This window comes from Levilactobacillus zymae DSM 19395 (assembly GCF_001434115.1).
Classification (GTDB): Bacteria; Bacillota; Bacilli; order Lactobacillales; family Lactobacillaceae; genus Levilactobacillus; species Levilactobacillus zymae.
Genome location: NZ_AZDW01000051.1, coordinates 28,854 through 50,985 on the forward strand (window position 1 = coordinate 28,854; position 22,132 = coordinate 50,985).

General features: G+C 54.1%; 26 protein-coding genes. 22 read left to right on the forward strand and 4 right to left on the reverse strand.

From position 1 onward, the window contains the following. Positions 1 to 62: 62 nt before the first annotated feature. The 13 genes from infC (at position 63) to rpmF (ending at position 7,832) form a co-directional block, all read left to right on the forward strand. Positions 63 to 566 (forward strand): translation initiation factor IF-3, encoded by a 504-nt coding sequence (gene infC / locus FD38_RS11005; RefSeq protein ID WP_057734184.1) that lies wholly within the window; start codon positions 63 to 65, stop codon positions 564 to 566. Positions 567 to 620: 54 nt separating this feature from the next. Beyond that, the gene (gene rpmI / locus FD38_RS11010) at positions 621 to 815 is read left to right on the forward strand and encodes a 50S ribosomal protein L35 (RefSeq protein WP_024746525.1); all 195 of its coding nucleotides are present in this window, start codon (positions 621 to 623) and stop codon (positions 813 to 815) included. 74 nt (positions 816 to 889) lie between these two features. After that, positions 890 to 1,249, forward strand: a complete 360-nt coding sequence (gene rplT, locus FD38_RS11015; RefSeq protein ID WP_057734186.1) for a 50S ribosomal protein L20 — start codon at positions 890 to 892, stop codon at positions 1,247 to 1,249. A gap of 191 nt (positions 1,250 to 1,440) precedes the next feature. Further along, the gene (locus FD38_RS11020; RefSeq protein ID WP_057734187.1) at positions 1,441 to 1,983 is read left to right on the forward strand and encodes a YqeG family HAD IIIA-type phosphatase; all 543 of its coding nucleotides are present in this window, start codon (positions 1,441 to 1,443) and stop codon (positions 1,981 to 1,983) included. Then, on the forward strand, positions 1,964 to 3,109 hold the full coding sequence (gene yqeH, locus FD38_RS11025; RefSeq protein ID WP_057734189.1) for a ribosome biogenesis GTPase YqeH: 1,146 nt from the start codon (positions 1,964 to 1,966) through the stop codon (positions 3,107 to 3,109). Before FD38_RS11020 ends, yqeH begins: the two co-directional genes overlap by 20 nt. Positions 3,110 to 3,113: 4 nt before the next feature. Continuing rightward, entirely contained in the window at positions 3,114 to 3,437 is a 324-nt protein-coding gene (gene yhbY, locus FD38_RS11030) for a ribosome assembly RNA-binding protein YhbY (protein WP_057734190.1), read from the forward strand. A 14-nt stretch (positions 3,438 to 3,451) separates the two neighbouring features. Continuing rightward, complete coding sequence (locus FD38_RS11035) at positions 3,452 to 4,084, forward strand: nicotinate-nucleotide adenylyltransferase (protein ID WP_057734192.1); 633 nt, start codon at positions 3,452 to 3,454, stop codon at positions 4,082 to 4,084. A 1-nt stretch (position 4,085) separates the two neighbouring features. Beyond that, positions 4,086 to 4,682, forward strand: a complete 597-nt coding sequence (gene yqeK, locus FD38_RS11040; protein ID WP_057734194.1) for a bis(5'-nucleosyl)-tetraphosphatase (symmetrical) YqeK — start codon at positions 4,086 to 4,088, stop codon at positions 4,680 to 4,682. A gap of 18 nt (positions 4,683 to 4,700) precedes the next feature. After that, positions 4,701 to 5,060, forward strand: coding sequence for a ribosome silencing factor (rsfS, locus tag FD38_RS11045; RefSeq protein WP_057734196.1), 360 nt, complete (start codon positions 4,701 to 4,703; stop codon positions 5,058 to 5,060). Beyond that, positions 5,057 to 5,800 (forward strand): class I SAM-dependent DNA methyltransferase, encoded by a 744-nt coding sequence (locus tag FD38_RS11050; RefSeq protein ID WP_057734197.1) that lies wholly within the window; start codon positions 5,057 to 5,059, stop codon positions 5,798 to 5,800. The genes rsfS and FD38_RS11050 overlap by 4 nt, the downstream gene beginning before the upstream one ends. A 2-nt stretch (positions 5,801 to 5,802) precedes the next feature. Further along, positions 5,803 to 6,951 carry a nucleotidyltransferase gene (locus FD38_RS11055; protein ID WP_057734199.1) on the forward strand — a complete coding sequence of 383 codons (1,149 nt, stop codon included), beginning with the start codon at positions 5,803 to 5,805 and terminating at the stop codon, positions 6,949 to 6,951. 73 nt (positions 6,952 to 7,024) lie between these two features. Further along, positions 7,025 to 7,579: a DUF177 domain-containing protein gene (locus FD38_RS11060; RefSeq protein ID WP_057734202.1), complete on the forward strand. Its 555-nt coding sequence runs from the start codon at positions 7,025 to 7,027 to the stop codon at positions 7,577 to 7,579. Positions 7,580 to 7,643: 64 nt separating this feature from the next. Further along, positions 7,644 to 7,832 (forward strand): 50S ribosomal protein L32, encoded by a 189-nt coding sequence (gene rpmF, locus FD38_RS12705; protein WP_081721480.1) that lies wholly within the window; start codon positions 7,644 to 7,646, stop codon positions 7,830 to 7,832. A gap of 239 nt (positions 7,833 to 8,071) precedes the next feature. Here the strand turns inward: rpmF and FD38_RS11065 are convergent, their stop codons facing one another. Further along, positions 8,072 to 8,632, reverse strand: a complete 561-nt coding sequence (locus tag FD38_RS11065) for an NADPH-dependent FMN reductase (RefSeq protein ID WP_057734204.1) — start codon at positions 8,630 to 8,632, stop codon at positions 8,072 to 8,074. 113 nt (positions 8,633 to 8,745) lie between these two features. On the opposite strand from FD38_RS11065, the gene FD38_RS11070 reads away from it, so the two are divergent. Continuing rightward, positions 8,746 to 9,216: a MarR family winged helix-turn-helix transcriptional regulator gene (locus tag FD38_RS11070; RefSeq protein ID WP_057734206.1), complete on the forward strand. Its 471-nt coding sequence runs from the start codon at positions 8,746 to 8,748 to the stop codon at positions 9,214 to 9,216. A 163-nt stretch (positions 9,217 to 9,379) separates the two neighbouring features. Here FD38_RS11070 and adhP read toward each other — a convergent pair whose 3' ends face one another. After that, positions 9,380 to 10,396: an alcohol dehydrogenase AdhP gene (gene adhP, locus FD38_RS11075; RefSeq protein ID WP_057734208.1), complete on the reverse strand. Its 1,017-nt coding sequence runs from the start codon at positions 10,394 to 10,396 to the stop codon at positions 9,380 to 9,382. Between the two features lie 401 nt (positions 10,397 to 10,797). Between adhP and FD38_RS11080 the strand changes: the two genes are divergently transcribed. The 3 genes from FD38_RS11080 to FD38_RS11090 all read left to right on the forward strand — a co-directional run bounded on the left by FD38_RS11080 (position 10,798) and on the right by FD38_RS11090 (position 14,495). After that, positions 10,798 to 11,484 (forward strand): response regulator transcription factor, encoded by a 687-nt coding sequence (locus FD38_RS11080; RefSeq protein ID WP_057734211.1) that lies wholly within the window; start codon positions 10,798 to 10,800, stop codon positions 11,482 to 11,484. Beyond that, positions 11,481 to 13,091, forward strand: a complete 1,611-nt coding sequence (locus tag FD38_RS11085; protein ID WP_057734213.1) for a HAMP domain-containing sensor histidine kinase — start codon at positions 11,481 to 11,483, stop codon at positions 13,089 to 13,091. Before FD38_RS11080 ends, FD38_RS11085 begins: the two co-directional genes overlap by 4 nt. Before the next feature lie 201 nt (positions 13,092 to 13,292). After that, positions 13,293 to 14,495 carry a multidrug effflux MFS transporter gene (locus tag FD38_RS11090; protein WP_057734215.1) on the forward strand — a complete coding sequence of 401 codons (1,203 nt, stop codon included), beginning with the start codon at positions 13,293 to 13,295 and terminating at the stop codon, positions 14,493 to 14,495. A 527-nt stretch (positions 14,496 to 15,022) separates the two neighbouring features. Here FD38_RS11090 and yidC read toward each other — a convergent pair. After that, complete coding sequence (yidC, locus tag FD38_RS11095) at positions 15,023 to 15,934, reverse strand: membrane protein insertase YidC (protein ID WP_057734216.1); 912 nt, start codon at positions 15,932 to 15,934, stop codon at positions 15,023 to 15,025. A gap of 109 nt (positions 15,935 to 16,043) precedes the next feature. Next, positions 16,044 to 16,319 carry an acylphosphatase gene (locus FD38_RS11100; RefSeq protein ID WP_057734218.1) on the reverse strand — a complete coding sequence of 92 codons (276 nt, stop codon included), beginning with the start codon at positions 16,317 to 16,319 and terminating at the stop codon, positions 16,044 to 16,046. A gap of 110 nt (positions 16,320 to 16,429) precedes the next feature. Between FD38_RS11100 and FD38_RS11105 the strand changes: the two genes are divergently transcribed. The 5 genes from FD38_RS11105 (at position 16,430) to pheT (ending at position 22,053) form a co-directional block, all read left to right on the forward strand. Next, positions 16,430 to 17,206 carry a TrmH family RNA methyltransferase gene (locus FD38_RS11105; RefSeq protein ID WP_057734220.1) on the forward strand — a complete coding sequence of 259 codons (777 nt, stop codon included), beginning with the start codon at positions 16,430 to 16,432 and terminating at the stop codon, positions 17,204 to 17,206. 131 nt (positions 17,207 to 17,337) lie between these two features. Continuing rightward, on the forward strand, positions 17,338 to 17,835 hold the full coding sequence (locus tag FD38_RS11110) for an HD domain-containing protein (protein ID WP_057734222.1): 498 nt from the start codon (positions 17,338 to 17,340) through the stop codon (positions 17,833 to 17,835). Positions 17,836 to 17,873: 38 nt separating this feature from the next. Continuing rightward, positions 17,874 to 18,239 (forward strand): winged helix-turn-helix transcriptional regulator, encoded by a 366-nt coding sequence (locus FD38_RS11115; RefSeq protein ID WP_147007829.1) that lies wholly within the window; start codon positions 17,874 to 17,876, stop codon positions 18,237 to 18,239. Positions 18,240 to 18,585: 346 nt separating this feature from the next. Continuing rightward, entirely contained in the window at positions 18,586 to 19,632 is a 1,047-nt protein-coding gene (gene pheS / locus FD38_RS11120) for a phenylalanine--tRNA ligase subunit alpha (protein WP_057734223.1), read from the forward strand. 9 nt (positions 19,633 to 19,641) lie between these two features. Further along, complete coding sequence (pheT, locus tag FD38_RS11125; protein WP_057734225.1) at positions 19,642 to 22,053, forward strand: phenylalanine--tRNA ligase subunit beta; 2,412 nt, start codon at positions 19,642 to 19,644, stop codon at positions 22,051 to 22,053. Positions 22,054 to 22,132 lie beyond the last annotated feature (79 nt).

Consider the following 22,132-nt stretch of genomic DNA (forward strand, 5'->3'; position numbering starts at 1 on the left):
TTTTTTGTCTCATGTGATTCTCAAGATTATTTTGGAGGTGGATTACCATAGCAAACGACACGATTGTCAACGAGGGAATTCGCGCACGCGAAGTTCGGTTGATTGCCGACAACGGTGACCAATTAGGAATCAAGTCCAAGCGAGATGCATTGCAGATCGCCGAAGACGCCAACCTCGATTTAGTTTTGGTTGCACCGAAAGCAAAGCCACCAGTAGCCAAAGTCATGGACTACGGGAAATACCGGTTCGAGTTGCAAAAGAAGCAACGCGAAGCGCGTAAGAAACAAAAAGTGGTCAGTGTGAAGGAAGTTCGGCTGAGCCCAACCATCGATACCAACGACTTTAACTTTAAGTTGAAGAACGCCAAGAAGTTCTTGACCAAGGGTGAAAAGGTCCGGGTTTCGATTCGGTTCAAGGGTCGGGCGATTACTCATAAAGACATTGGTCGCGAAGTCTTAAACCGGATGGCTCAGGAAACTTCTGACGTCGCTACGGTTGAACAACGGCCCAAGATGGACGGCCGGAGCATGTTCCTCATGCTATCGCCCATCGCTGAGAAAAAGTAAGGATTGATGCGGTAATCACTTGCGATTGCCGACACAAGGAGGATATTTCGTACTATGCCAAAGATGAAGACTAACCGTGCTGCAGCCAAGCGTTTTAAAGTAACTGCTAAGGGCGGGATCAAGAGTGCCAATGCTTACACGTCTCACCGTTTCCACGGTAAGACCAAGAAGCAACGCCGGAACCTTCGTGGGACCCGGATGATGGACCAAACGACCATCAAGACTTACCGGAGTTTATTACAAAAGTAATTCGGTCGTTAAAATTTCGGGTTGACGAGTTAATCGTCGCCATAATGTTTGAATTGATTTAGGAGGAAAAGATTATGCCACGAGTTAAAGGCGGTACTGTTACACGCGCACGTCGTAAGAAAGTTTTAAAGTTAGCTAAGGGTTACCGGGGTTCCAAGCACCGTTTATTTAAGGTTGCTAAGGACCAAGTTCGCAAGGGTTACCAATACTCCTTCCGCGACCGGAAAGCCACGAAGCGTAACTTCCGTAAGCTTTGGATTGCCCGGATCAACGCCGCAGCTCGGATGAACGGTCTGAGCTACAGCAAGTTGATGCACGGTTTGAAGTTAGCCAACATTGACGTTAACCGGAAGATGTTAGCCGACTTAGCAGTGAACGATGCTGCTGCTTTCAAGGCCTTAGCTGACCAAGCTAAGGACGCATTGGCTGCTTAATTCAGTTAATGAGAAAAAGACTTCGCTGGCGATCAGCGAAGTCTTTTTTATTAAGAGAGACTCGCGCCTAAAGCACGGGGTGGAGGGCCAATCACGCCGGGTCCGCTGAAGGGGTCGGAGTGGTAAAATACGCCGAGATTGCGTATAATATAGTGCTAGATATTATTGGGACGAAGGGAGGAGTCACCCGCATGGTTGCTGGATTAAAACCCACGTGGATGGTTACCAACGTTTATGATTTGACCCCTAAAGACTTACGGGCCCAGGGGGTGCGGGCGGTTTTGACGGATTTGGATAACACGCTGATTGCGTGGAACAATCCGGACGGAACTCCCGAGCTTCGTCATTGGTTGAACTTATTGGAATTGGCGGGGATTCAGGTGATTGTGGTTTCCAACAACAGTCGCCAACGGGTCGACCGCGCGGTGGCCCCGTTTCAATTACCCTACATTCACCGGGCCCTCAAGCCCTTTGCGTGGGGCTTGAAACGGGCGTTACGCCGGTGGCATTTTCGCCGCGACGAAGTGATCATGGTCGGTGACCAGATCATGACGGACGTTTGGGCGGCCAATCGGAGTGGCATCCGCAGCGTATTGGTCAAACCCATTTTAAAGTCGGATGCTTGGATCACCAAGGGCAACCGGCTACTCGAAAAAATCGTGATGTGGCGCTTGCGCCGCGTCTACCCAGACTTAACTTGGCAGGAGGATTTGAATGAACGAAAAGCACATTGACCCCGTACTGGTTGACGGGGAACCCTTACGGTGTATCGGCTGTGGTGCCGTGCTGCAGACTACGGATAAAACGGCCCCGGGTTACACGCCCCAATCGGCGTTAGACAAGAGTCTCGCCACGGAGACGCAAGACGTGTATTGCCAACGCTGTTTTCGGTTGCGGCACTACAACGAAATCGTTCCCGTGGGGCTGACCGACGACGATTTCTTACAATTACTGACCCAGATTCAGGACGCGAACGCCCTGATCGTTTATGTCGTGGATATTTTTGACTTCAATGGGAGTCTGATTCCGGGACTACACCGGTTCGTCGGGGAAAACCCAGTCTTGTTAGTCGGCAACAAGGAAGACTTGATGCCTAGCTCGCTCAAGCGTAGCAAGCTACAAGACTGGTTACGTCAACGGGCGAACGAGGCGGGCTTACGGCCCATCGATGTGACGCTGCTGAGTGCCAAGACTAACCAATCCGTCGACGATTTACTCCAAAAGATCGACAAGTACCGCGGCGACCGGGACGTTTACGTGGTCGGGGTCACCAACGTCGGCAAGTCCACGTTAATTAATCAAATTATCCGGCAAAACACCGGGGTCAAGGATTTGATCACTACGTCGCGTTTCCCGGGGACGACCTTAGATAAGATTGAACTGCCCCTGGACGACGACCACGTGTTAGTGGACACGCCGGGGATCATTCAAAACCAACAGATGGCACATTTCTTGACGGGCAAGGATCTGAAAATCGTGACCCCGCAGAAGCCCATCAAGCCGAAGGTTTATCAGCTGAACGACCAGCAAACGCTCTTCTTGGGTGGGGTCGGCCGGTTTGACTATAACCAAGGCCCGAAGACGGGCTTTACGGCCTACTTTGAAAACAACCTGTACCTGCACCGGACCAAGCTGGCAAACGCCGATGACTTTTACGCGCGGCAACGGGGCGACCTGTTGACGCCGCCGGCAGCGGATAACACGGATTTCCCACCGTTAGTCGCCCATCAGTTCAAGACCACGGCCAAGAGCGACCTGGTCTTTGAAGGGTTAGGGTGGATTACCGTGCCGGCCGGGGTCAACGTGACCGGTTGGGCCCCCGAAGGCGTTGGGGTGTTATTACGCCGAGCAATGATCTAATATAATGGAGGAAACTAATTTGTTACGAGGGAAACAGAAACGCTACTTACGGGCCCAAGCCCATAGTTTACGGCCCATCTTTTCCGTGGGTAAGAACGGTCTGACCGAGACTTGGTTGGACCAATTGACCGGCGCGCTGGAGAAGCGGGAACTGATCAAAATCAACCTGCAGCAGAGTGCCGAGGTCACGGTGGCCGACACCAAGGCCTACATTGAAGACAATACCGATATTCAGGTCGTCCAAACGATTGGGCGGGTGCTGGTCCTGTACCGGCCCGCAACGGACGCCGACAACCAGCGCTTTTCACCAGTGGTTGAAGATATGTAGGGAGGTTTGACAACGTGGTCAAGATTTCAGAACGGACGAGTACGCAGACGGTGACCCAGATGACGGCTACCGCGAAGAAACGCCGCATTGGAATTTTAGGGGGGACCTTCAATCCGCCGCACCTGGGACACCTGGTGATTGCGGATCAAGTGGCCACCCAATTGGGGTTAGACAAGGTGCTGTTTATGCCCGATGCCGAGCCACCCCACGTTGATCGGAAACTGACGATTCCCGCGGCCGACAGAGTGGCGATGGTCAAGGCGGCTATCGCGGACAACCCGAAGTTCGACCTGGAACTGACCGAAGTGCAACGGGGCGGGCTGAGCTACAGCTACGACACCATGTTGCAGCTGACCCAGCAGCATCCCGAAAACCAGTACTACTTCATCATCGGCGGGGACATGGTGGCTTATCTGCCGAAATGGCACCGTATCGATGAGTTGGTCAAACTGGTCCAGTTCGTGGGCGTCTGCCGCCAGGGATACGCCCACGAGTCGCCGTATCCGGTGCTGTGGGTCGACGTGCCCAACATCGGCATCAGTTCGACCATGGTCCGGCAACGGGTGCGTAACGGGCAATCCGTGCGTTACCTGGTGCCGACCCTAGTGGATTTATATATAAAGGAGCATCTGTTATATCGTGACTGAGATGACCTATACGCACCAGCTTTTTCCCGGGACTCGCGCGGAGTTACTAGCGCGCTTACGCGAACAACTTAACGAGAGTCGCTACCAACACGTTTTGCGGGTGGAAGCCACGGCGATTCAGCTGGCCCAAGCCAACGGGGTTGACCCGGAGCGCGCCAGTATCGCGGGATTGACCCACGACTACGCGAAGCAACGCCCGGATCAGGACTTTATCGACGCGATTCACCGCTACGCTTTAGATCCGGCCCTGTTGGCCTATGGCAATCCCATCTGGCACGGGGTGGTGGGCGCCGAGCTGATCAAGCGCGAGCTGCACATCACCGACGAGGATATCCTCAACGCGACGCGCCACCATACCACCGGTGCCGTGTATATGACGCCGTTGGAACAGATCGTGTACATGGCCGACTTTATCGAGCCGGCACGTGATTTTCCGGGCGTTACGCAGGCGCGGCAATTGACCGCGCAGGAACTCGGTCGCGGGGTGGCCTACCAGGCTAAACACACGCTGGAGTATTTGATCGGTAACGGCAAGGTCGTTTACCCCCAATCTCTATTGACGTATAACGCCTGGATTCAACGCTACCCGAACGTTTGAGAGGAGAACAACACTTATATGGAAAGTAAAGCATTACTAGAAATTGCGGTCAAAGCCGCCGAAAGCAAGCGGGCCGAAAACATCGTGGCCTTAGACATGCAAAAGGTCAGTCTGATGGCCGACTACTTCCTGATCATGGAAGCCAACTCGAGCCGACAGGTCAAGGCGATCGCCGATGAAATCAACGATAAGTTGGCCGAAAACGACGTCACGGTTCGTGACATCGAAGGGAAAAACGATGCCAGCTGGATCCTCCTGGACTTAGGCGACGTGGTCATTCACGTCTTCCAGAAGGAACAACGGGCGCACTACAACCTCGAAAAGCTCTGGTCCGACGCGCCGCTCGTCGACCTGAGCGCCTGGGTAGAAGAAGCTTGATCTACCAATCTTTCGCGCAACTTTACGACGACTTATTCGATCCAGCCATGTACACGCAATGGCTGGATTTTGTCGCCTCACGCGTCGATCCAGCTAGCGGCGAGTTGCTGGATCTGGCCTGTGGGAGTGGCCGGTTGGGCGTTCAATTGGCCCAAAAGGGGTATCAGGTCAGCGGCTTAGACCTGTCCGAAGAGATGCTGGCGTTAGCCGCTAAGCACGCTCAGGAGGCCGACGTGATGTTCCCGTTAATGGCCGGGGACATGCTGGACTTAAGCGCCATCGGGCAGTACCAAACGGTGACCTGTTTTGCCGATTCGTTCTGCTATTTGCCGGACCTCGACGCCGTGACGCAGGCCTTCACGCAGGTACACGACCACCTCAACGTGGGGGGGACGTTCCTGTTTGACGTGATCACGCCGCACCAGACCGACGACGTGTACCCGGGGTACATGTACAACTACGTCGACGACCACCGGGCCTTTATCTGGACCAGCTACGGGATCGAAGACGAGGCACACGCGGTCGACCACGACCTGACCTTTTTTATTCAGGATACGGCCGACGACGCCTACCGTAAGGTGACGGAACTCCATCACGAACGGACTTACCTGTTACCGGACTACCGTAAGGCGTTGCGGTTAGCGGGACTGACGTTGAACCGGGTCAGCGCGGACTTCGGGCACGCCGAGGTCGACGACCAGACCACGCGCTGGTTCTTCGAGGTTACACGGGAGGCGTAAACATGACGTTACAGGCGGCCGGCATCATTGCCGAATACAATCCGTTTCATCACGGGCACGCCGACCAACTCCGCCGGGTCCGGGAAACGACCGGGGCCGACGTTCTGGTCGTGGCGTTGAGTGGCAACTGGGTTCAACGGGGCGAACCGGCCCTACTGGACAAGTGGCAACGCGCCCAGCTGGCCTTAGCGGGCGGCGCCGACTTGGTCGTGGAACTCCCCACGGCCAGTGCCTTACAGCCGGCCCATCTGTTTGCGGCGGGCGGCGTTGAACTGTTAAGCGCGCTGGGATGCCGTTGGCTGGCTTTCGGGACCGAACACCCGGACCTGGATTACGACCGCTTGATGGCGCATTTACCCACGAATCCGGCGACGTTTAAACGCTTTGACCAGACCTACGCGACGTTGTTTCAGGGCTATCTGCGTGACCACACGGGGATTACCTTAAGCGCCGCTAACGACATTCTGGGGTTCTTCTACGCGCTGGCGAATCGCCGGCAGGGCGACCCGTTAACGTTGTTGCCGTTGAGTCGGCGGGGCAGTCAGCATAACGACGCCACCATCAAAGCAGGAACGGCGTTTGCCAGCGCCACGGCGATCCGCACGGCGGCCTTAGCGGGCGACTGGGCGACCGTGGCCCCGGTGGTACCGCCAACGACCCTCACGGCCCTGCAAACGGCGCAGCTGACCAGCTGGGACGATTTCTGGCCGTTGCTGCGGTACCAACTGGTCAGTAGCGACGTGGCGGATCTCGGGCAGTTGTATCAACTCACGGAGGGCGTCGAATACCGCCTGAAGAAAGCGGCACTCACGGCGACCAGTTTTGCGGCGTTTATGCACGCCGTGAAGACCAAACGCTACACCTACACGCGCCTGCAACGGCAGGCGGCGTCGGTTCTCTTGCAAACGAAACCGACCGAGATGTTGACCGGCCCGCAGTATCTGCGGGTGCTGGGTTATCGTCCGGCGGGCCAAAACTATTTACATCAAATTAAAAAACACGTGACCTTACCGTTAGTCAGTCGAGCGGACCGGGATTGGCAGCGGGGCGTGGGGGCCCTGGATACCCGGGCCGGCGCGCTGCGGACGCTAATCACCGGGATCGGCCAAGACGATGGGCGAATTCCGGTGAAGTTTCCGCTTTCTAAATGACTATCAAGGAAATTCCCTTGACATCATTTCGCTTGACAGGTATAATTTATCACGTTGCATTGGAGGGATAACGATGAAATGGTCGTTGACCGAATTACGTAAGACTCACCGGAGCGAACCGTTAGCCTTCGAGGAGACCTTAGATTTAAAGGCGGACTTGATGGCGCGGTACGGCGACGAGGTCCTAGACCTCACGCCCGTCAAAGCCAAGGGCCTGGTGTCCGTGGTGAGTGAAGGGGACGTTGTGGTGGTGGCTCAGATTAAGGCCACGCTCACCGTTCCGTCGAGCCGGTCGTTAGCACCGGTGACCTTACCAGTCGATTTTCAGATGACTGAGTACTACGTATCGGACGCTGCTGCCACGCAACGGTTTGAAAAGACCGACGTGGTGATGGTGGTTCCCGACGACGTTATCGATTTCGATAAGGCCGTGGGCGATAACCTCATCTTGCAGATTCCGATGCACATTCTGTCCGATGCCGAAAAGCAGGGGGCCGCGATGCCGGAAGGTAATGACTGGCAGGTTGTCAGTGAAGCGGACCTCGCCAAGGTTGAGGCGGAAAATCAAACTGTTGATCCACGTCTTGCAAAGCTCAAAGACTTCTTCCCTGATCAGGATGATAAGTAGTCACTTTGTAAGCCTTAAAAATTTTTTCACTAGTGGATAATTTTAATTAAAGGAGGTGTTTTCTTTGGCTGTACCAGCACGGAAAACGTCTAAGACGAAAAAGCGTATGCGTCGGGGTCACATTAAGTTGAATGTCCCTGGTTTGACACCATGCCCAAACTGTGGTGAACTTCGTAAGTCACACATGGTTTGCCCTAGCTGTGGCTTCTACGATGGCCGTCAGGTCGTTGCAAAGGCAACTGCAAACAACTAAACCTAAATGAAAAAACTCCTATGAAGTCCGCGGCTTCTAGGAGTTTTTTTGTATGGTCATGCTGACAACCGGTTGTCGGTGGCGCTGAGGACAGCACCACCAGACCGTTAAATAAAAGCATCACCGGACTTACACGCTCAACTATACGATTCACTAATGATTTTGAAGCCCGCTAACGTCCCCTTACCGGGCTAACGTTAGCGGGCTTTAGTTAGTGACAATCAGAAAGGTAGTTATGGTTAACGAGATTGGTGCGTTAATCGTAGTGCTAGTTCCTGCCCCATTGTCGCGACCAAGGGTTGGAACGGTTGAAAGTCGTCAGCGACCGTTTCAGCGGTTGTGGTTGAACGAAGCCGAAGACCAACATTAGTCGCAAGTTGATGCATTCCTAGTCCTGCTAAGACCAAACGGATTGCAATATCCGCCTGAATTGAGTGGTTGCCATAGATAATGGTACCTACTGGTTTATCTTGCCATTCAGCAAAAAGTGTGTCGAGCGCGTTTTTAAGCACTGCAGGATAGCCCCAGTTATATTGTGGGAATACAAGAATAAAACCGTCACAAGCGGCAATAGAGTTTGCAAAAGCAATAGTGCTTGCGTTTTGATAATTACCATGTGCCGGGATATCCGGCTCATCAAGAAAGGGTAAATTGATTTCGGCCAGGTCAATCAGTTTAAGATTATACTCATCACGGCGAAGGGCGTGCATCGTCCAATCCGCAACCGCACCTCCGATTCGAGCCGTGCGATTAGTACCTAGAATCACGCCAATTACAGGTTTGCGTATTTCATTAGTCATGTTAGTTCCTCCAGGAAAGTCATTGAATTATTGATTCACGTGAATACATTTGGTATTATATGAGTATGCAAATTAGATGTCAAATTTTAATTCACGTGAATGGAAGTGAAAAAATGCTCGACAAAATTTTCCAATCGCTCAATCAATTGCTAGCAATGGATAGTCCCGAAGATGACGAGAAACAAAGGTTAATTTCTGAAAACCCAGACGCTACCATTCGAGCGTTGGCTGGCAAACTATCAACAAGAGATGTTTTGATTGTAGCAACAGTTCATAAAAATTCTCCGTATCCGCAAAAAGAGTTGCCTGCAGCTGTCAATACTTCGCAGCCAACGGCAAGTAGGGCAGTTGAAAGGTTAATAGACCTTGGCTTGCTGGTGCGCACTCGGTTGCCAAACAACAAGAAGCAGTGGCAGTTGGTATTGACGGTTTTGGGACAGCAGATTGCTAAAGCCAAGGTTAAGTATGATCAGGACTTGAGAGCACAGGCCAGGATCATTGCCAGCCATTACTCCGCAGAGGAATTGTCCCGATTTAATGATTTTCTCACAGAGATTCTTGAAATAAAAACTAAGACGCAATAGCTACTTTTTTGGGGGGGAAAACTAAAAAACAGTAGGGGGTTAACTGAACTAAAAGACTTACCGATTGGTAACTATTAGTTATTTATAATTAATTCGCCCATAAAAAAGCCCGCCGAGCAATAAACTCGGTGGGCTTTGTGAAACTTATGCTTTTAATTAGGGATTACTTCGTGAAATCAACAACCATCCGGCCAACGATGGAGTTAGCCTTCATTTCGTCGATGATGTCGTTAACTTCGTCCAAACGACGAGTCTTAACGATTGGGTGAACTAAGCCTTCAGCCCCGAATTGGAAGGTTTCGGCTAAGTCTTGACGAGTCCCAACTAAGGAACCTTGAACGGAGATACCGTCCAAGACCGTCTTGGCGATGTTTAATTGCATGTCACCTTGTGGTAAGGCCACGGCAACTAACTTCCCGTCTGGACGTAAGGCGTTAACGGATTGAGTGAAGGCGTCTGGCGTAACGGCCGTGATTTGGGCGTTGTTTACACCGCCGACCTTCTTTTGGATTTGTTCAGCCACGTCACCGTCATGCCGGTTGATCAGCACTTCGGCGCCGTCCTTCTTAGCAGCGGCTAACTTGTCTGGGTTCCCGTCAACGGCAACGACGTGAGCGCCAAAGACGTTGTGGGCGTATTGAACGGCTAAGTTCCCTAAGCCCCCACAGCCAACAACTTCAACCCATTGGCCAGGCTTAGTTTCGCCGACCTTTAAGGCCTTGTACATGGTAACCCCGGCACAGGTCAAGGAAGTGGCTTCGATTGGGTCCAAACCTTCTGGGACCTTAACGGCGTAGTTGGCATCAACGATACATTCTTCAGCCATGGCACCATCAACGGTGAACCCGGAGTTTTGAACGTTGCGGCAAAGCGTTTCGCGGCCGGTCAAGCAGTATTCACAGTGGCCACAGCCCTTGAAGAACCAAGCGATGGAAACCCGATCGCCAATCTTCAAGTTGTCAACGTCGTCAGCAACTTGGATAACTTTCCCCACACCTTCGTGACCAATGATCCGGCCTGGTTGCTTACCGAAGTCACCGGCAGCCACGTGTAAGTCGGTGTGACATAACCCACAGTATTCCATCTTAACTAAGGCTTCACCGTGCTTAATTGGGCGGAGCGTAACATCCTTAATATCAACGTAACCATCAACAGAATCGCGAATAACAGCAGCTTTCATGAAAAGAACCCCTTTTCTTTTTTGTCTACAATCCCAGTATACTTAAAAAGTGAGCAAATACAAGTGAAAAAATGAACAAAAACTAAAAATATTTAGTCAACGTGACTAATCAGGGGCCACACTATCCCGGAGCAAAGGGAGTTGAACGTCCTTTCTTGTGAAAGAAACCGGTTTCTAATTTTTCATAAACTTTTTTAAAAACGGATACAACCGGTTGCATTTCATGGGGATTGTTCAATAATTACCGGGGAGGAGTTTCTCTCAGGAAGGTCGGGCAAAAGCCGCACAATTAGGAAGAAATATGATAAAATTAAATATTGGAATGAATCACGGTTGTTCGCGAGCTGGCAAGTCTGAGCCCGGCGAACACAGCTAAATCGCCCTAGAGGAGTTAAAGAGTAATGAGTCGAATTTTAATTATTGAAGATGAAAAGAATCTGGCCCGCTTCGTCGAGTTGGAACTTAAGCATGAAGGTTACGAAACCAACGTTCAGTTTAACGGTCGGACGGGCTTAGAGGCCGCCTTATCGCAAGACTTTGACGTGATTTTGTTAGATTTGATGTTGCCCGAATTAAACGGGATCGAGGTGGCCCGGCGCGTGCGTGAAGTCAAGAGTACGCCGATTATTATGATGACGGCCCGCGACTCCGTGATCGACCGCGTGTCCGGTTTGGACCACGGGGCGGACGACTACATCGTGAAGCCGTTTGCCATTGAAGAGCTGTTAGCCCGGGTGCGGGCCCTGTTACGCCGGATTCACCTGGAAGGCGAACAGAAGAACACCAAGCAAACCACGGTGAAATTCAAGGACCTGACGATTGAAAAGGAAAACCGGATTGTCCGGCGCGGCGACGACGTGATCAACCTGACCAAGCGGGAATACGAACTCCTGTTGGCCCTGATGGAAAACGTCAATGTCGTGTTAGCCCGTGACGTCCTGTTGACCAAGGTTTGGGGTTACGAATCTGAGGTCGAGACCAACGTGGTGGACGTGTACGTCCGGTATCTCCGGAACAAAATTGATGTCCCTGGCCAGAAGAGTTACATTCAGACCGTGCGGGGGACAGGGTACGTGATGCGGTCGTGAGAGAACCAGAATCCGAGGTTGAGGAAGCGGAACCCCAAACCTTTCGCTTCTCATTAAAGTGGAAATGGTCGCTGTCGACGGCCGCGGCGGTGCTGGTCATCTTCGGGGTGATCGCCCTACTGATCTTCAATAGTTTTCTCACGGTGCTGATGCGCCAAGAGCGCAACCACGTGAGTGACACCTTGGGGGTCGTCGTCGAGAAACTAAACACGCAAAAACAAGAGTTGACCGGGTCAACGGTGAACGACCGGTTACGACCGCAGAGCTTTACGGTGACCAATAAGAAGGCTAAACGGACCGGGAGCCCCTACGGCAACGTGGTGATCACCAGTCTGGCCCGCGACAGTCAAACTGTGACGGTCTATGACCGGTCGGGGAACCTGCTGTTTTCGAGCCGGAATGCGCCAACGACGGCCTTCAAACGGTCGGCTCAGCAGAGTATTCGCACGCAAGAAGTTAACGGCCATTCGGGGTTGATTGGCCGGTCGCCGATCCGCGCGAAGCAGGGGAATCAAATCCTGGGCTACGTGCAGGTCGTCGATAACCTACAAGACTACCACGAGACCCAGGCCAAGTTGGTCCAGGTGGTCGTAGTCTTGGGGCTGATTGCCGCGTTAGCCGCCGCGATTTTGAGTTACATCCTGGCGTCGTTTTTATTGCGGCCCATGGATGCGATTCGCGATACGATTCACGCGGTGCGCGACGACCCCCAGACGGATCAACGGGTGCCCGAATCGAAGCGTAACGACGAATTGGGCGACCTGACTCAATTGTTAAACGACATGATCGATACCACCCAGCGGTACATCGACCAGCAACAGCAATTCGTGGAAGACGTGTCCCACGAACTGCGGACGCCGGTGGCCATCATTCAGGGCCACATGGAGATGCTGGACCGGTGGGGCAAGGACGATCCCGAGGTCTTAAACGAGTCCATCAAGGCCTCGTTACAGGAGACCAAACGGATGAAGAGCCTGGTCCAAGAGATGTTGGACCTGCAACGCGCGGAACAGATCGAGATTACCTTTACCAATGAGGTGACCGACGTGACCGAAGTGGTGACGCAGGTCTACGACAATTTCAAGATGATTCATCCGGAATTTGTCTTCATCTTAGACGACGACGTCCACCAGTCGGTCCAAGCTCAGATCTACCGCAACCACCTCGAGCAGATCTTGATCATTCTGCTGGATAACGCGGTCAAGTATTCCACCACCCGTAAGGAAGTCCACCTGTCCTATGAACGGGATTCGCGGAACGTGGAAATCGCCGTGCAGGACTTCGGGGAAGGCATCTCGCAGGCCAACCGGGATCGGGTCTTCAACCGGTTCTACCGGGTCGACAAGGCGCGGTCGCGAACCAAGGGTGGTAACGGCCTGGGGCTCGCCATCGCCAAACGGTTGATTGAGGGCTATCACGGGTCGATCACCATCGAAAGTGCCGTGGGGCACGGGTCGGTCTTTCGGATCTCGCTGCCGATCCTGTCGGCGGACGAGGCGCGCTTGTTGACCCATAAGAAGGAACAGGCCCAGGCCGAAAGCAATGAGATTCCGGGCATCAAGTCGGCGCTGTTGGAGGACTCTCCCCACGATGATGATGCACACTAGCCACAAGCTTAAACATCAATTGAGGGCGTCGCCGAAGACCAGTTTCTTCGGCGGCGCTTTTTTGACAAAATCCGGGCTTTCCGGTAGAGTAGGTCTTCAGAAATGAGGTGACACCATGAATTACAACCATATTCTGGTGTGCGTGGCCGTAGACGGCCCAGGACGTTTTTCCGCAAATTAACTTTTAAAGGAGAACTTGTTGTGAGAAACGTCCAGAAGAAAGCCCCGACCCTGTTATTGATCATCGTGTTGGTGGGCTTTCCGCAAATTAGTGAATCGATTTTTACGCCGGTCTTGCCGGCCTTAAGCCGCGCCATGGCGGTCAGTGCCAACCAGATCCAGTGGACCATGAGTAGCTACTTCGTGGCCTTTGCCGTGGGGGTCCTGTGGTGGGGCCAGTTGGCCGACCGAATTGGCCGCCGTCCCGCCATGCTCGGGGGCGTCGGGCTGTACCTGTTGGGGAACCTGGGGTTGTTGTTGAGTCCCAGGTTCGGCTGGTTACTCGGCTTTCGCCTGTTACAGGCCTTCGGTGCCAGTGCGGGGTCCGTGGTGACCCAAACCATCATGCGCGAAAGTTTTACGGGCATCGTGGGCGCCAGAATTTTCGCCCAGACCAGTGCGGCCATGGCGCTTTCACCGGCGTTAGGCCCGCTGATTGGTGGCCTGATGCAAACGCTGGGCGGCTATCCGGCCGTCTTCGGCACGCTGGTCGTGATGGCCAGTGCCGTTTTCAGCTATAGTGCCTTGCGCTTGCCGGAGACACGGCCGCGTCAAGGGACCCCGGCGACTCGGCAATGGCCCATCGTCAAACGCCTCGTGAGCGATCCGGTGGTCTGGGGCTACGGCATCCTGATTGGGGGCATCAACGGCATTCTGTTTAGCTACTACGCCGAAGCCCCGTTTATCTTCGAGACCCACTTTAACTTCAGCGCGCTGGCTTACGGGGCGTTGGGGCTGAGCCTCGCGGCGGCGAGTCTTGGTGGCGCGCTACTAGTGAGTCGCCTGCTGAACCGGTGGACGCCGGAACAGATCATCGTCGGGGGCCTCCTGCTCAGCTGCGGGGCGGCCCTGCTCCTCTGGCTAGCCGCGGTCTTAGACCTGGCCTGGGGGATGGTCGGTGGCTTCTTCCTGGTCTTCTTGGGCCTGAACATCGCGTTACCCAACGCCTTGAACCGGGCCTTGATCGGCTACGAGGCCGTCATGGGCAGTGCCAGCGGCTGGTTTAGCCTGGGTTACTATCTGCTAGTCAGCGCGTTGACCTACGGGATGAGCCTGCTGCACAGCCCATCGATTCAGCGCTTGCCGCTGTATTGCCTGGTCCTGTGCCTGGGTATGGTCACGGCCTACGGTGGACTGGTGCGCCGAACGCAGGCCCGGCGCTTGTTGGCGGCAGCTTCGGATTAATTAGGGGATTTCAATCTAGGGCCTGTCTTAAAAGACTAATTTTGAGTATTCAGCGCCTCCGGGCCAGTCAGAAACGGGCTGGAACGGGGTGGGCACGGCTTCAAGCCCATAGCCCAGGTCTTGAAGACCGACCTTTGTCTAGGCCGGCAAAGGACACCGGCCAACACAAATTTCACCCCTGAGCCCATTTCTGACTGGCCCTCCAGCTTATACGAGTTATAACAATAAATAAACTGGATTCTTTTCAGTAAAGGGTAATGGATGATCATTTAAATCGGTAATTGAGTTTTAAGACAGACCCTAGTAAGTCCAGCGCTTCCGGGCCAGTCGTTATGACAGTAACGGGAGTGTGTTCTTTCGAATTGGCTAACAAGTAAGTCGTTATTTTGATCAATCACTAATTTTTAAAGTGAGTCCTAGGTCATGAAAAAGGGATGGGACCATCAGCGTCACATCCTTGACCCAAACAAAAACACCGGCAGCCGCTAAAATACGGTTGTCGGTGTTTTGAGGTTAACGATTAAAATTTAGTGGTTATGATGTTGCTGCTTACCAGCGTTACGGTTGCGGTTACGGTTCTTGTCGTGCACCTCGGCCGCCTTGACCTGTTTAACTTCGGGTTTGACGGGCTCGGGAATGACGGGCGCCGGTTGGTCCTTCATCTTTTCCTTGATTTCGCGGCGAATCCGGGGCCGGTAGAAGTTGATGATCAAGGTCTGCAGGCAGGCGAACAACCCACCCACGAAGAAGTACAGGCCTAATCCGGCGGGGGAACTCATGGTGAAGAACAGGATCATCACGGGCGACATCAGCAGGGTGTAGCGCATCTGCTTCTTCTGGTCCGCGGGCATCCCCAACATGGACAGGTACCCCTGTAACAGGTAGGACAAGAAGGACAGTAACGCTAGGATCCAGCTGGCCTTCCCCAAGGGGATGTTCATAAAGACGGCCTTGGAGAGTTCGGGTGAGTACCGAATCGCGGCGTACAACGCGGCGAAGATCGGCATCTGAATCAGTAAGGGCAGACAGCCGATCCCCCCGGTCATACTAATACCGTTGTTGCGGTAGAGGGCCATCATGGCCTGACTGGCCGCAGCCTGTTCCTCGGGCGTCTTAGCGGCCTTTTGTTGCTTCTGCAGGGCGGTCATTTGGGGCCGCACCATGGAGATCTTTTCTTGTTGAACGGTCGCGCTACGCATCTGCTTGACCATGAGTGGTAAGAGGACCATCCGGACGATCACGGTCAGGATGATGATGGCCCAGCCGTAGCTGTTGCCGAAGATGTTGGCTAACCAATCCATGACGTGTTGCCCGGGAACGGCTAAGTAGTCGTAAACGAAGCCGTAGGGTTTCCCGTTCTTCGTCTGCACACAGCCACTGAGGACCAGGGCGAGGCTCGCCAAAGCGGCGGTCACCGAAACTTTCTTTGAGATTTTCATCTGTTTTTCTGAACCCCTTTATCAATTTAACGATGGAACGCGGTTGCCCGGTTCCATGCGGCGTCAACGCCGTGAACAACCAACATCATACTTGATTTGGCGGCCTTTTTCAAATAATTATTGAGAAGTCGGCGAATCGGTGGAAGGGCAGGTCGGTCACGTCAAAGGCCACGACCTTGATCCAGGGGGATAATTGCGGGTGCTGCAAGTGCCGACGAAAATTGGCTAACGCGGCCGTGGCACCACTGGCGGTGATGGCCACTTGGCCGGTCCCTAGGTTTTGGACGGTACCGGTCACGCCCAGCCGGTCGGCAATCTGTTTTGCCGTCCAGCGAAAGCCCACACCCTGGACGCGGCCCGAGATTAAATAACGTTGTGTGTGCACGAAGAAGCACCTCTTTTCGGAAAACTTTAGTCCCATCATACTGCGACCGCCCCGGTGTGCCTAGGGATATGGTAGAATTAAGCTAAATTTGAAAACGGGAGTAACTAGCGGTGAAAGAAAAAATTACATCAAGTCAAAACAAACGCGTCAAGCAGTGGCGGGCCCTAACCAGCAAAAAGGGCCGGAAACAGACCCAAAGTTACCTATTAGAAGGGTGGCATTTGGTGCAAGAAGCGCTGAAGGCCGACCAACCCATCACGGCGATTCTGGGCACGGCCGACCAGTTAGCGGCCCACGCCGCCGTGCTGCCCAGCGACGTCGACTGCTTCGAACTAACGGATAGCATTGCTAAGACCATCGGGGATGCCAACACGCCCCAGGGAATCTTTGCCACGATGCCGTTGCCGCACGCGGCCCCGGTCGACCCGCAAACGGCCCAGGGGGGCTGGCTGTTCTTGGATCAGGTCCAAGACCCCGGGAATATCGGCACCATGGTGCGGACGGCTGACGCAGCGGGTCTGACCGGCGTGGTCTTTGGCCGGGGGAGTGCGAGTCGTTACCTGCCGAAGGTGTTGCGTTCGATGCAGGGGAGTCAATTTCACGTGCAACTGGTCGAAGCCGACCTGCACGACTGGATTCAGGCGTTCACGGCCCGGCACTTGCCGGTCTACGGCACGAACTTGGACCCGCAAGCCCAAGACTACCGCAACGTGGACCCGGTTCCGTTGGCAGCGGGGGCCGTGGTGATGGGCAACGAAGGTAACGGGATGGCCCCGGATCTGCAGCGCTTGACCACCCGAAATCTGTACATCCCCATCAAGGGTCAAGCGGAGTCGCTGAACGTGGCGGTCGCGGCCGGTATCGTGATGTTTCGGCTGTTCGGCTGAACGTTAAGAAAGGGTTAATCCCGGGGAAAATAGAACATTTTCATTGCAATTTGGTGAAAAGCCAGTATGATATAGGGTAATTAAAGCATAGTGAGAGAATCGCAAAATTTTAAATGAAAAGGAAGCATTCTATGACCAAACTGACTTGGCGTGATGACCCTGAATATCTTGCACTTGTTTCTGATCTGTTGGCGCAGGAACCCGTTCAACGACTGGCGAACTACACCCAACATCACCATTCAAACCGCTTGGATCACTCCATTTCGGTTTCCTACAACAGTTATTTGATTGCTAAGAAACTGCATTTAAATACTCGAGCCACGGCCCGGGGTGGGTTATTGCACGATTTGTTCTACTATGATTGGCGGACCACGAAGTTTAATCTGGGGTCCCACGCCTTTATTCACCCGCGGGTGGCGTTGCGTAACGCCGAGAAACTCACGGACCTGAGTCCCATGGAAAAAGATATTATTTTAAAGCACATGTGGGGTGCCACGTTGGCGATGCCGAAGTACCGTGAAAGCATGATTGTTTCGTTAGTCGACGACTACGAAGCTGTTCACGAATTTTCGGGGCCGGCCCGGCAACATGTCCACACTTGGTGGGCTAAGGTGACCCCTAACGCTTAAGGTTAACTGATTCAATTGGTAAAGGAGGCGAAGTGATGATGCAAATGATGTCCACTCAGAAGACCGATGCAACCGTCGACTTCACACTATGTCCCCGGTTTGAACGGACCTTTTCTTTCTTAGGCAAGAAGTGGAACGGTCTAATCATCGACGTCCTCTTACAGGAAGGGCCCCAACGGTTCCGGGATCTGGCCCACAAGGTGCCGCGGTGTAGCGACCGGGTGCTGGTGGAACGGCTCAAGGAACTTGAAGAAAACGGCGTCATCGTCCGCCAAACGTTCCCGGATAACGCGCTGATCGAATACGAATTGACGCCGAAGGGCCAGGAATTACAGAGCGTCATGACGGCGGTCCACGCGTGGTCCGACAAATGGTCGTGTTCACCGACTCCGACCGAGAAGTAGTTGACAGGCCGGCGAAAAACCGGTAGTCTTAAACCGAGTTCAATAGCTAAAAACGATGATAGAAAAGTAGTAACCGGGCCGTTTTGCCAGGAAGGGTTTTCCACGACTGGAAGAAAACCTCAAAACGGACTCAGTGAATTCAGTTCTGGAGTTGTGGTCGGGACTTACGTGCCGTAAGGAATGACCCACCGGTGAATGACCGTTATCATGTCTGAGTGTGGCGACGCAATGAGTCGCTGAATCAGGGTGGTACCGCGAAGCGTTTCGTCCCTCTTAATTGAGGGATGGGGCGTTTTTTTTATGGCGTCTGCCCATCGTTGGTATGAGAAGAAATGGAGGATGAAACATGTCGTTAAAGGATAAACTCACCGAGCTGCGACAAAAGGGCTTGACGGATATTCAACAGTCTGGCGACCTGAAGGATGTTAATCAGATCCGGGTCAGCTTGTTAGGAAAAAAGGGGCCCATCACCGAAGTCTTACGGGGGATGCGCGACCTCGACGCCAGTGAACGGCCTAAGGTTGGGGCGTTCGCTAACGAAGTCCGTGACGACTTGACCAACGCGTTGGCCAAGCGGCGCGAAGAATTGGAAAACGCGGTCTTAAACGCGCGTTTAGCCAAGGAGACCCTGGACGTTACGTTACCAGGCACCCCGGTAGCGAAGGGCGAACCCCACGTGATCCAACAAATTATCGATCAAATTGAGGACTTGTTCTTAGGCATGGGTTACCAGGTCTTGAGCGGTCCGGAAGTTGAAGAAGACAAGTACAACTTCGAAATGATGAACTTACCCAAGAACCACCCCGCCCGGGACATGCAGGATACGTTCTATATCACCAAGGAAATCTTGATGCGGACGCAGACCTCCCCGATGCAGGCCCGGACGCTGGAAAAGCACGACTTTAGCCAGGGCCCGTTGAAGATGATCTCGCCCGGCGTGGTTTACCGGCGCGATACCGATGACCCGACGCACTCCCACCAATTCCATCAGGTGGAAGGCCTGGTCATCGACAAGCACGTCACCATGGCCGACTTGAAGGGGACCTTACAAGTTTTGGCCCACGAACTCTTCGGCGACAAGTTCGACGTGCGGTTACGGCCGAGTTACTTCCCGTTCACGGAACCATCCGTGGAAGCCGACATCACCTGCTTCAACTGTGGGGGCAAGGGGTGTAACGTCTGCAAGAACACCGGCTGGATCGAAGTCTTAGGGGCCGGCATGGTCCACCCGAACGTCTTGAAGATGGCCGGCGTGGATCCCGACGTTTACGGCGGTTTCGCCTTTGGGGTCGGACCCGACCGGTTTGCGATGCTGAAGTACGGGGTAGACGACATTCGGAATTTCTACTTAAACGATGTGCGCTTCCTCACCCAATTCACGAAGAAAGGATAATCGCCAACCATGAAGATTTCATACAACTGGATTAAAGAATATCTCAATTTAGACGTTTCTGCCGTTGATCTGGCGGAAAAGATCGAACGGACTTCCGTGGAAGTCGACAGCGTGGTCACGCCCAGCGACGGCTTAAAGAAGATCGTGGTCGGCCACGTCCTTAGTGTCAAGGCCCATCCCGATTCCGACCACTTACACATCTGTGAGATCGACGTTGGGGACGACGCCCCGTCCCAAATCGTCTGTGGCGCACCGAACATCGCCGAAGGGCAAAACGTGATCGTGGCGTTACCGGGGTCACGGATCGCCGACAACGTCAAGATCAAGCGCTCCAAGATGCGCGGGGTCGAATCCGACGGCATGGTCTGTGCCTTACAAGAAATCGGCTTCCCCGAAGAAGTCGTGCCTAAGGACTACGTTGACGGCATCTACGTGTTGCCCGCCGACGCCCAACCGGGGGCACCCGTATTCGACCTGTTAGGGATGAACGATAGTCTGATTGACCTTGACGTGACGCCTAACCGGGGGGACATGTTGAGCTTGAACGGGACCCTACGCGATTTGGCCGCCATTTACGACCAACCGGTGACGTTAGACACGCCGCACGTGACCGAAGCCGGCGACGCCATCGACACGCAACTGAGTTTGCACGTCGACGACAGCCTGTCACCACAATACCGGATGCGCTTGGTCCGCGACATCAAGATCGCCCCAAGTCCGATGTGGTTACAGATTCACCTTTGGAACGCCGGGTTACGGCCAATCAACAACGTGGTGGACATCACCAACTACATCATGTTGAAGTACGGCCAACCCTTGCACGCCTTTGACTACGGGAAGTTCAGCGGCCAGGACGTTTACGTGCGGACCGCTCAGGCCGGTGAAACGCTGACCACTTTAGACGAAAACGACCACGAGTTGGATCCCAGCGACATCGTGATTGCCGACAGCCAGGCACCCATCGCCTTAGCCGGGGTCATGGGGGGCTTATCCACGGCCATCAGTGACCAGACCGTCACGGTCGCCATCGAAGCCGCCGTGTTCGAACACGACCACATCCGGAAGGCCGCCCAACGTCACCACCTGCACACCGACGCGTCCCAACGCTTCGAACGGGGCGTCAACCAAGCCGGGGTCCAAGACGCCTTGGACGCCGCCGCTCAGATGCTGACCGAATTAGCGGCCGGCACGGTGCAGACCGGAACGGCCGTGGGCAGTAACCACCAGCCCGAACCAGCCGTGATCCCGTTGACCTTGACGCACGTGAACGCCGTGCTCGGGACCGAATTAACCATGGACCAAGTCAGTCACATCTTGGAAACGTTAGGCTTCACCGTCAAAGTTACCGGCGACGACCTGACCGTCACGGTGCCGATTCGGCGCAACGACATCCACATTCCGGCCGACTTATTGGAAGAAATCGCCCGGATCTACGGCTACGACAACCTGCCCGTGACCTTACCGACGGGCCGGATGACCCAGGGCCGGTTGACGCCGGCGCAACGCTTGATGCGCGCCACGCGCAAGTCGCTGGAAGGCTTAGGCTTGAACCAAGCCATTTCCTACGCGTTGACCACCGAAGATAAGGCTAAGATGTTCTTGACCCATCCGGACAGTCAGGTCACCAAGCTGGCTTGGCCGATGAGTGTGGACCACGCGGTCTTACGGATGAACATGGTCACCGGGTTGTTAGACGATATCGCTTACAACACCGCCCGGAAGGTCAAGGACGTGGCCTTGTACGAACAAGGACGGGTCTTCTACCGCCAGGACGGTCAGGATCGTCCGGCCGAAGAGGAACACATCGCCGGCGCCATCACGGGCCAACTGGTGCCCGCTGCTTGGAACCAACCGGCCCAAGACGTGGACTTCTACCAGCTGAAGGGTATCGTGGCGGCTTATCTGCAAGACATGGCGGTCAAGGGCGACGTGACCTACGAACCCAACACCGAGATGCCGGAAATGCACCCAGGGCGGACCGCGGACATTTTGATCCACGGGCACAAGATCGGGTTCATGGGCCAGGTTCACCCGACGATTGCCAAGCGTTTCAAGATCGGGGCGACCTACGTCTTCGACCTGAACCTGCAGGCCATCATCGACATGCCGAAGCAAGAAAACCAATACGACGTGATCTCACGCTACCCAGCGATCACCCGGGACATTGCGATGTTGGTCGACGATGCCGTGACTAACGACCAAGTCGTCGCGTTGATCGAACGGCGCGGTGGGGCGTACCTGCAGTCCGTGAAGTTGTTCGACGTGTACGACGGCGTGAAGGTGCCGAAGGGCAAGAAGTCGCTGGCCTACACGCTGACCTACCAAGACAAGCACGCCACGTTGGTCGACGACGCGGTCACGCAAGCCTTCGAAAAGGTCACGAAACGCTTACAGGACGAATTGGGCGCTGAAATTCGCTAGAATTCGTTAAAAACCGGTGAAAACGCGGACAGTCCTCCGGGATTGTGCGCGTTTTTAGCGATTGAAAAGATTACATTTT

Excerpts from the sequence above, each read along its gene's own strand:
- yqeK (WP_057734194.1), top strand. The coding sequence starts at position 4,086 with ATGACCTATACGCACCAGCTTTTTCCCGGGACTCGCGCGGAGTTACTA.
- rpmI (WP_024746525.1), top strand. The coding sequence starts at position 621 with ATGCCAAAGATGAAGACTAACCGTGCTGCAGCCAAGCGTTTTAAAGTA.
- pheS (WP_057734223.1), top strand. The coding sequence starts at position 18,586 with ATGTCGTTAAAGGATAAACTCACCGAGCTGCGACAAAAGGGCTTGACG.
- FD38_RS11065 (WP_057734204.1), bottom strand. The coding sequence starts at position 8,632 with ATGACTAATGAAATACGCAAACCTGTAATTGGCGTGATTCTAGGTACT.
- pheT (WP_057734225.1), top strand. The coding sequence starts at position 19,642 with ATGAAGATTTCATACAACTGGATTAAAGAATATCTCAATTTAGACGTT.
- yidC (WP_057734216.1), bottom strand. The coding sequence starts at position 15,934 with ATGAAAATCTCAAAGAAAGTTTCGGTGACCGCCGCTTTGGCGAGCCTC.
- yqeH (WP_057734189.1), top strand. The coding sequence starts at position 1,964 with ATGAACGAAAAGCACATTGACCCCGTACTGGTTGACGGGGAACCCTTA.
- FD38_RS11020 (WP_057734187.1), top strand. The coding sequence starts at position 1,441 with ATGGTTGCTGGATTAAAACCCACGTGGATGGTTACCAACGTTTATGAT.
- FD38_RS11110 (WP_057734222.1), top strand. The coding sequence starts at position 17,338 with ATGACCAAACTGACTTGGCGTGATGACCCTGAATATCTTGCACTTGTT.
- adhP (WP_057734208.1), bottom strand. The coding sequence starts at position 10,396 with ATGAAAGCTGCTGTTATTCGCGATTCTGTTGATGGTTACGTTGATATT.
- FD38_RS11080 (WP_057734211.1), top strand. The coding sequence starts at position 10,798 with ATGAGTCGAATTTTAATTATTGAAGATGAAAAGAATCTGGCCCGCTTC.
- rsfS (WP_057734196.1), top strand. The coding sequence starts at position 4,701 with ATGGAAAGTAAAGCATTACTAGAAATTGCGGTCAAAGCCGCCGAAAGC.
- yhbY (WP_057734190.1), top strand. The coding sequence starts at position 3,114 with ATGGAGGAAACTAATTTGTTACGAGGGAAACAGAAACGCTACTTACGG.
- FD38_RS11070 (WP_057734206.1), top strand. The coding sequence starts at position 8,746 with ATGCTCGACAAAATTTTCCAATCGCTCAATCAATTGCTAGCAATGGAT.
- FD38_RS11115 (WP_147007829.1), top strand. The coding sequence starts at position 17,874 with ATGCAAATGATGTCCACTCAGAAGACCGATGCAACCGTCGACTTCACA.
- rplT (WP_057734186.1), top strand. The coding sequence starts at position 890 with ATGCCACGAGTTAAAGGCGGTACTGTTACACGCGCACGTCGTAAGAAA.
- FD38_RS11060 (WP_057734202.1), top strand. The coding sequence starts at position 7,025 with ATGAAATGGTCGTTGACCGAATTACGTAAGACTCACCGGAGCGAACCG.
- FD38_RS11055 (WP_057734199.1), top strand. The coding sequence starts at position 5,803 with ATGACGTTACAGGCGGCCGGCATCATTGCCGAATACAATCCGTTTCAT.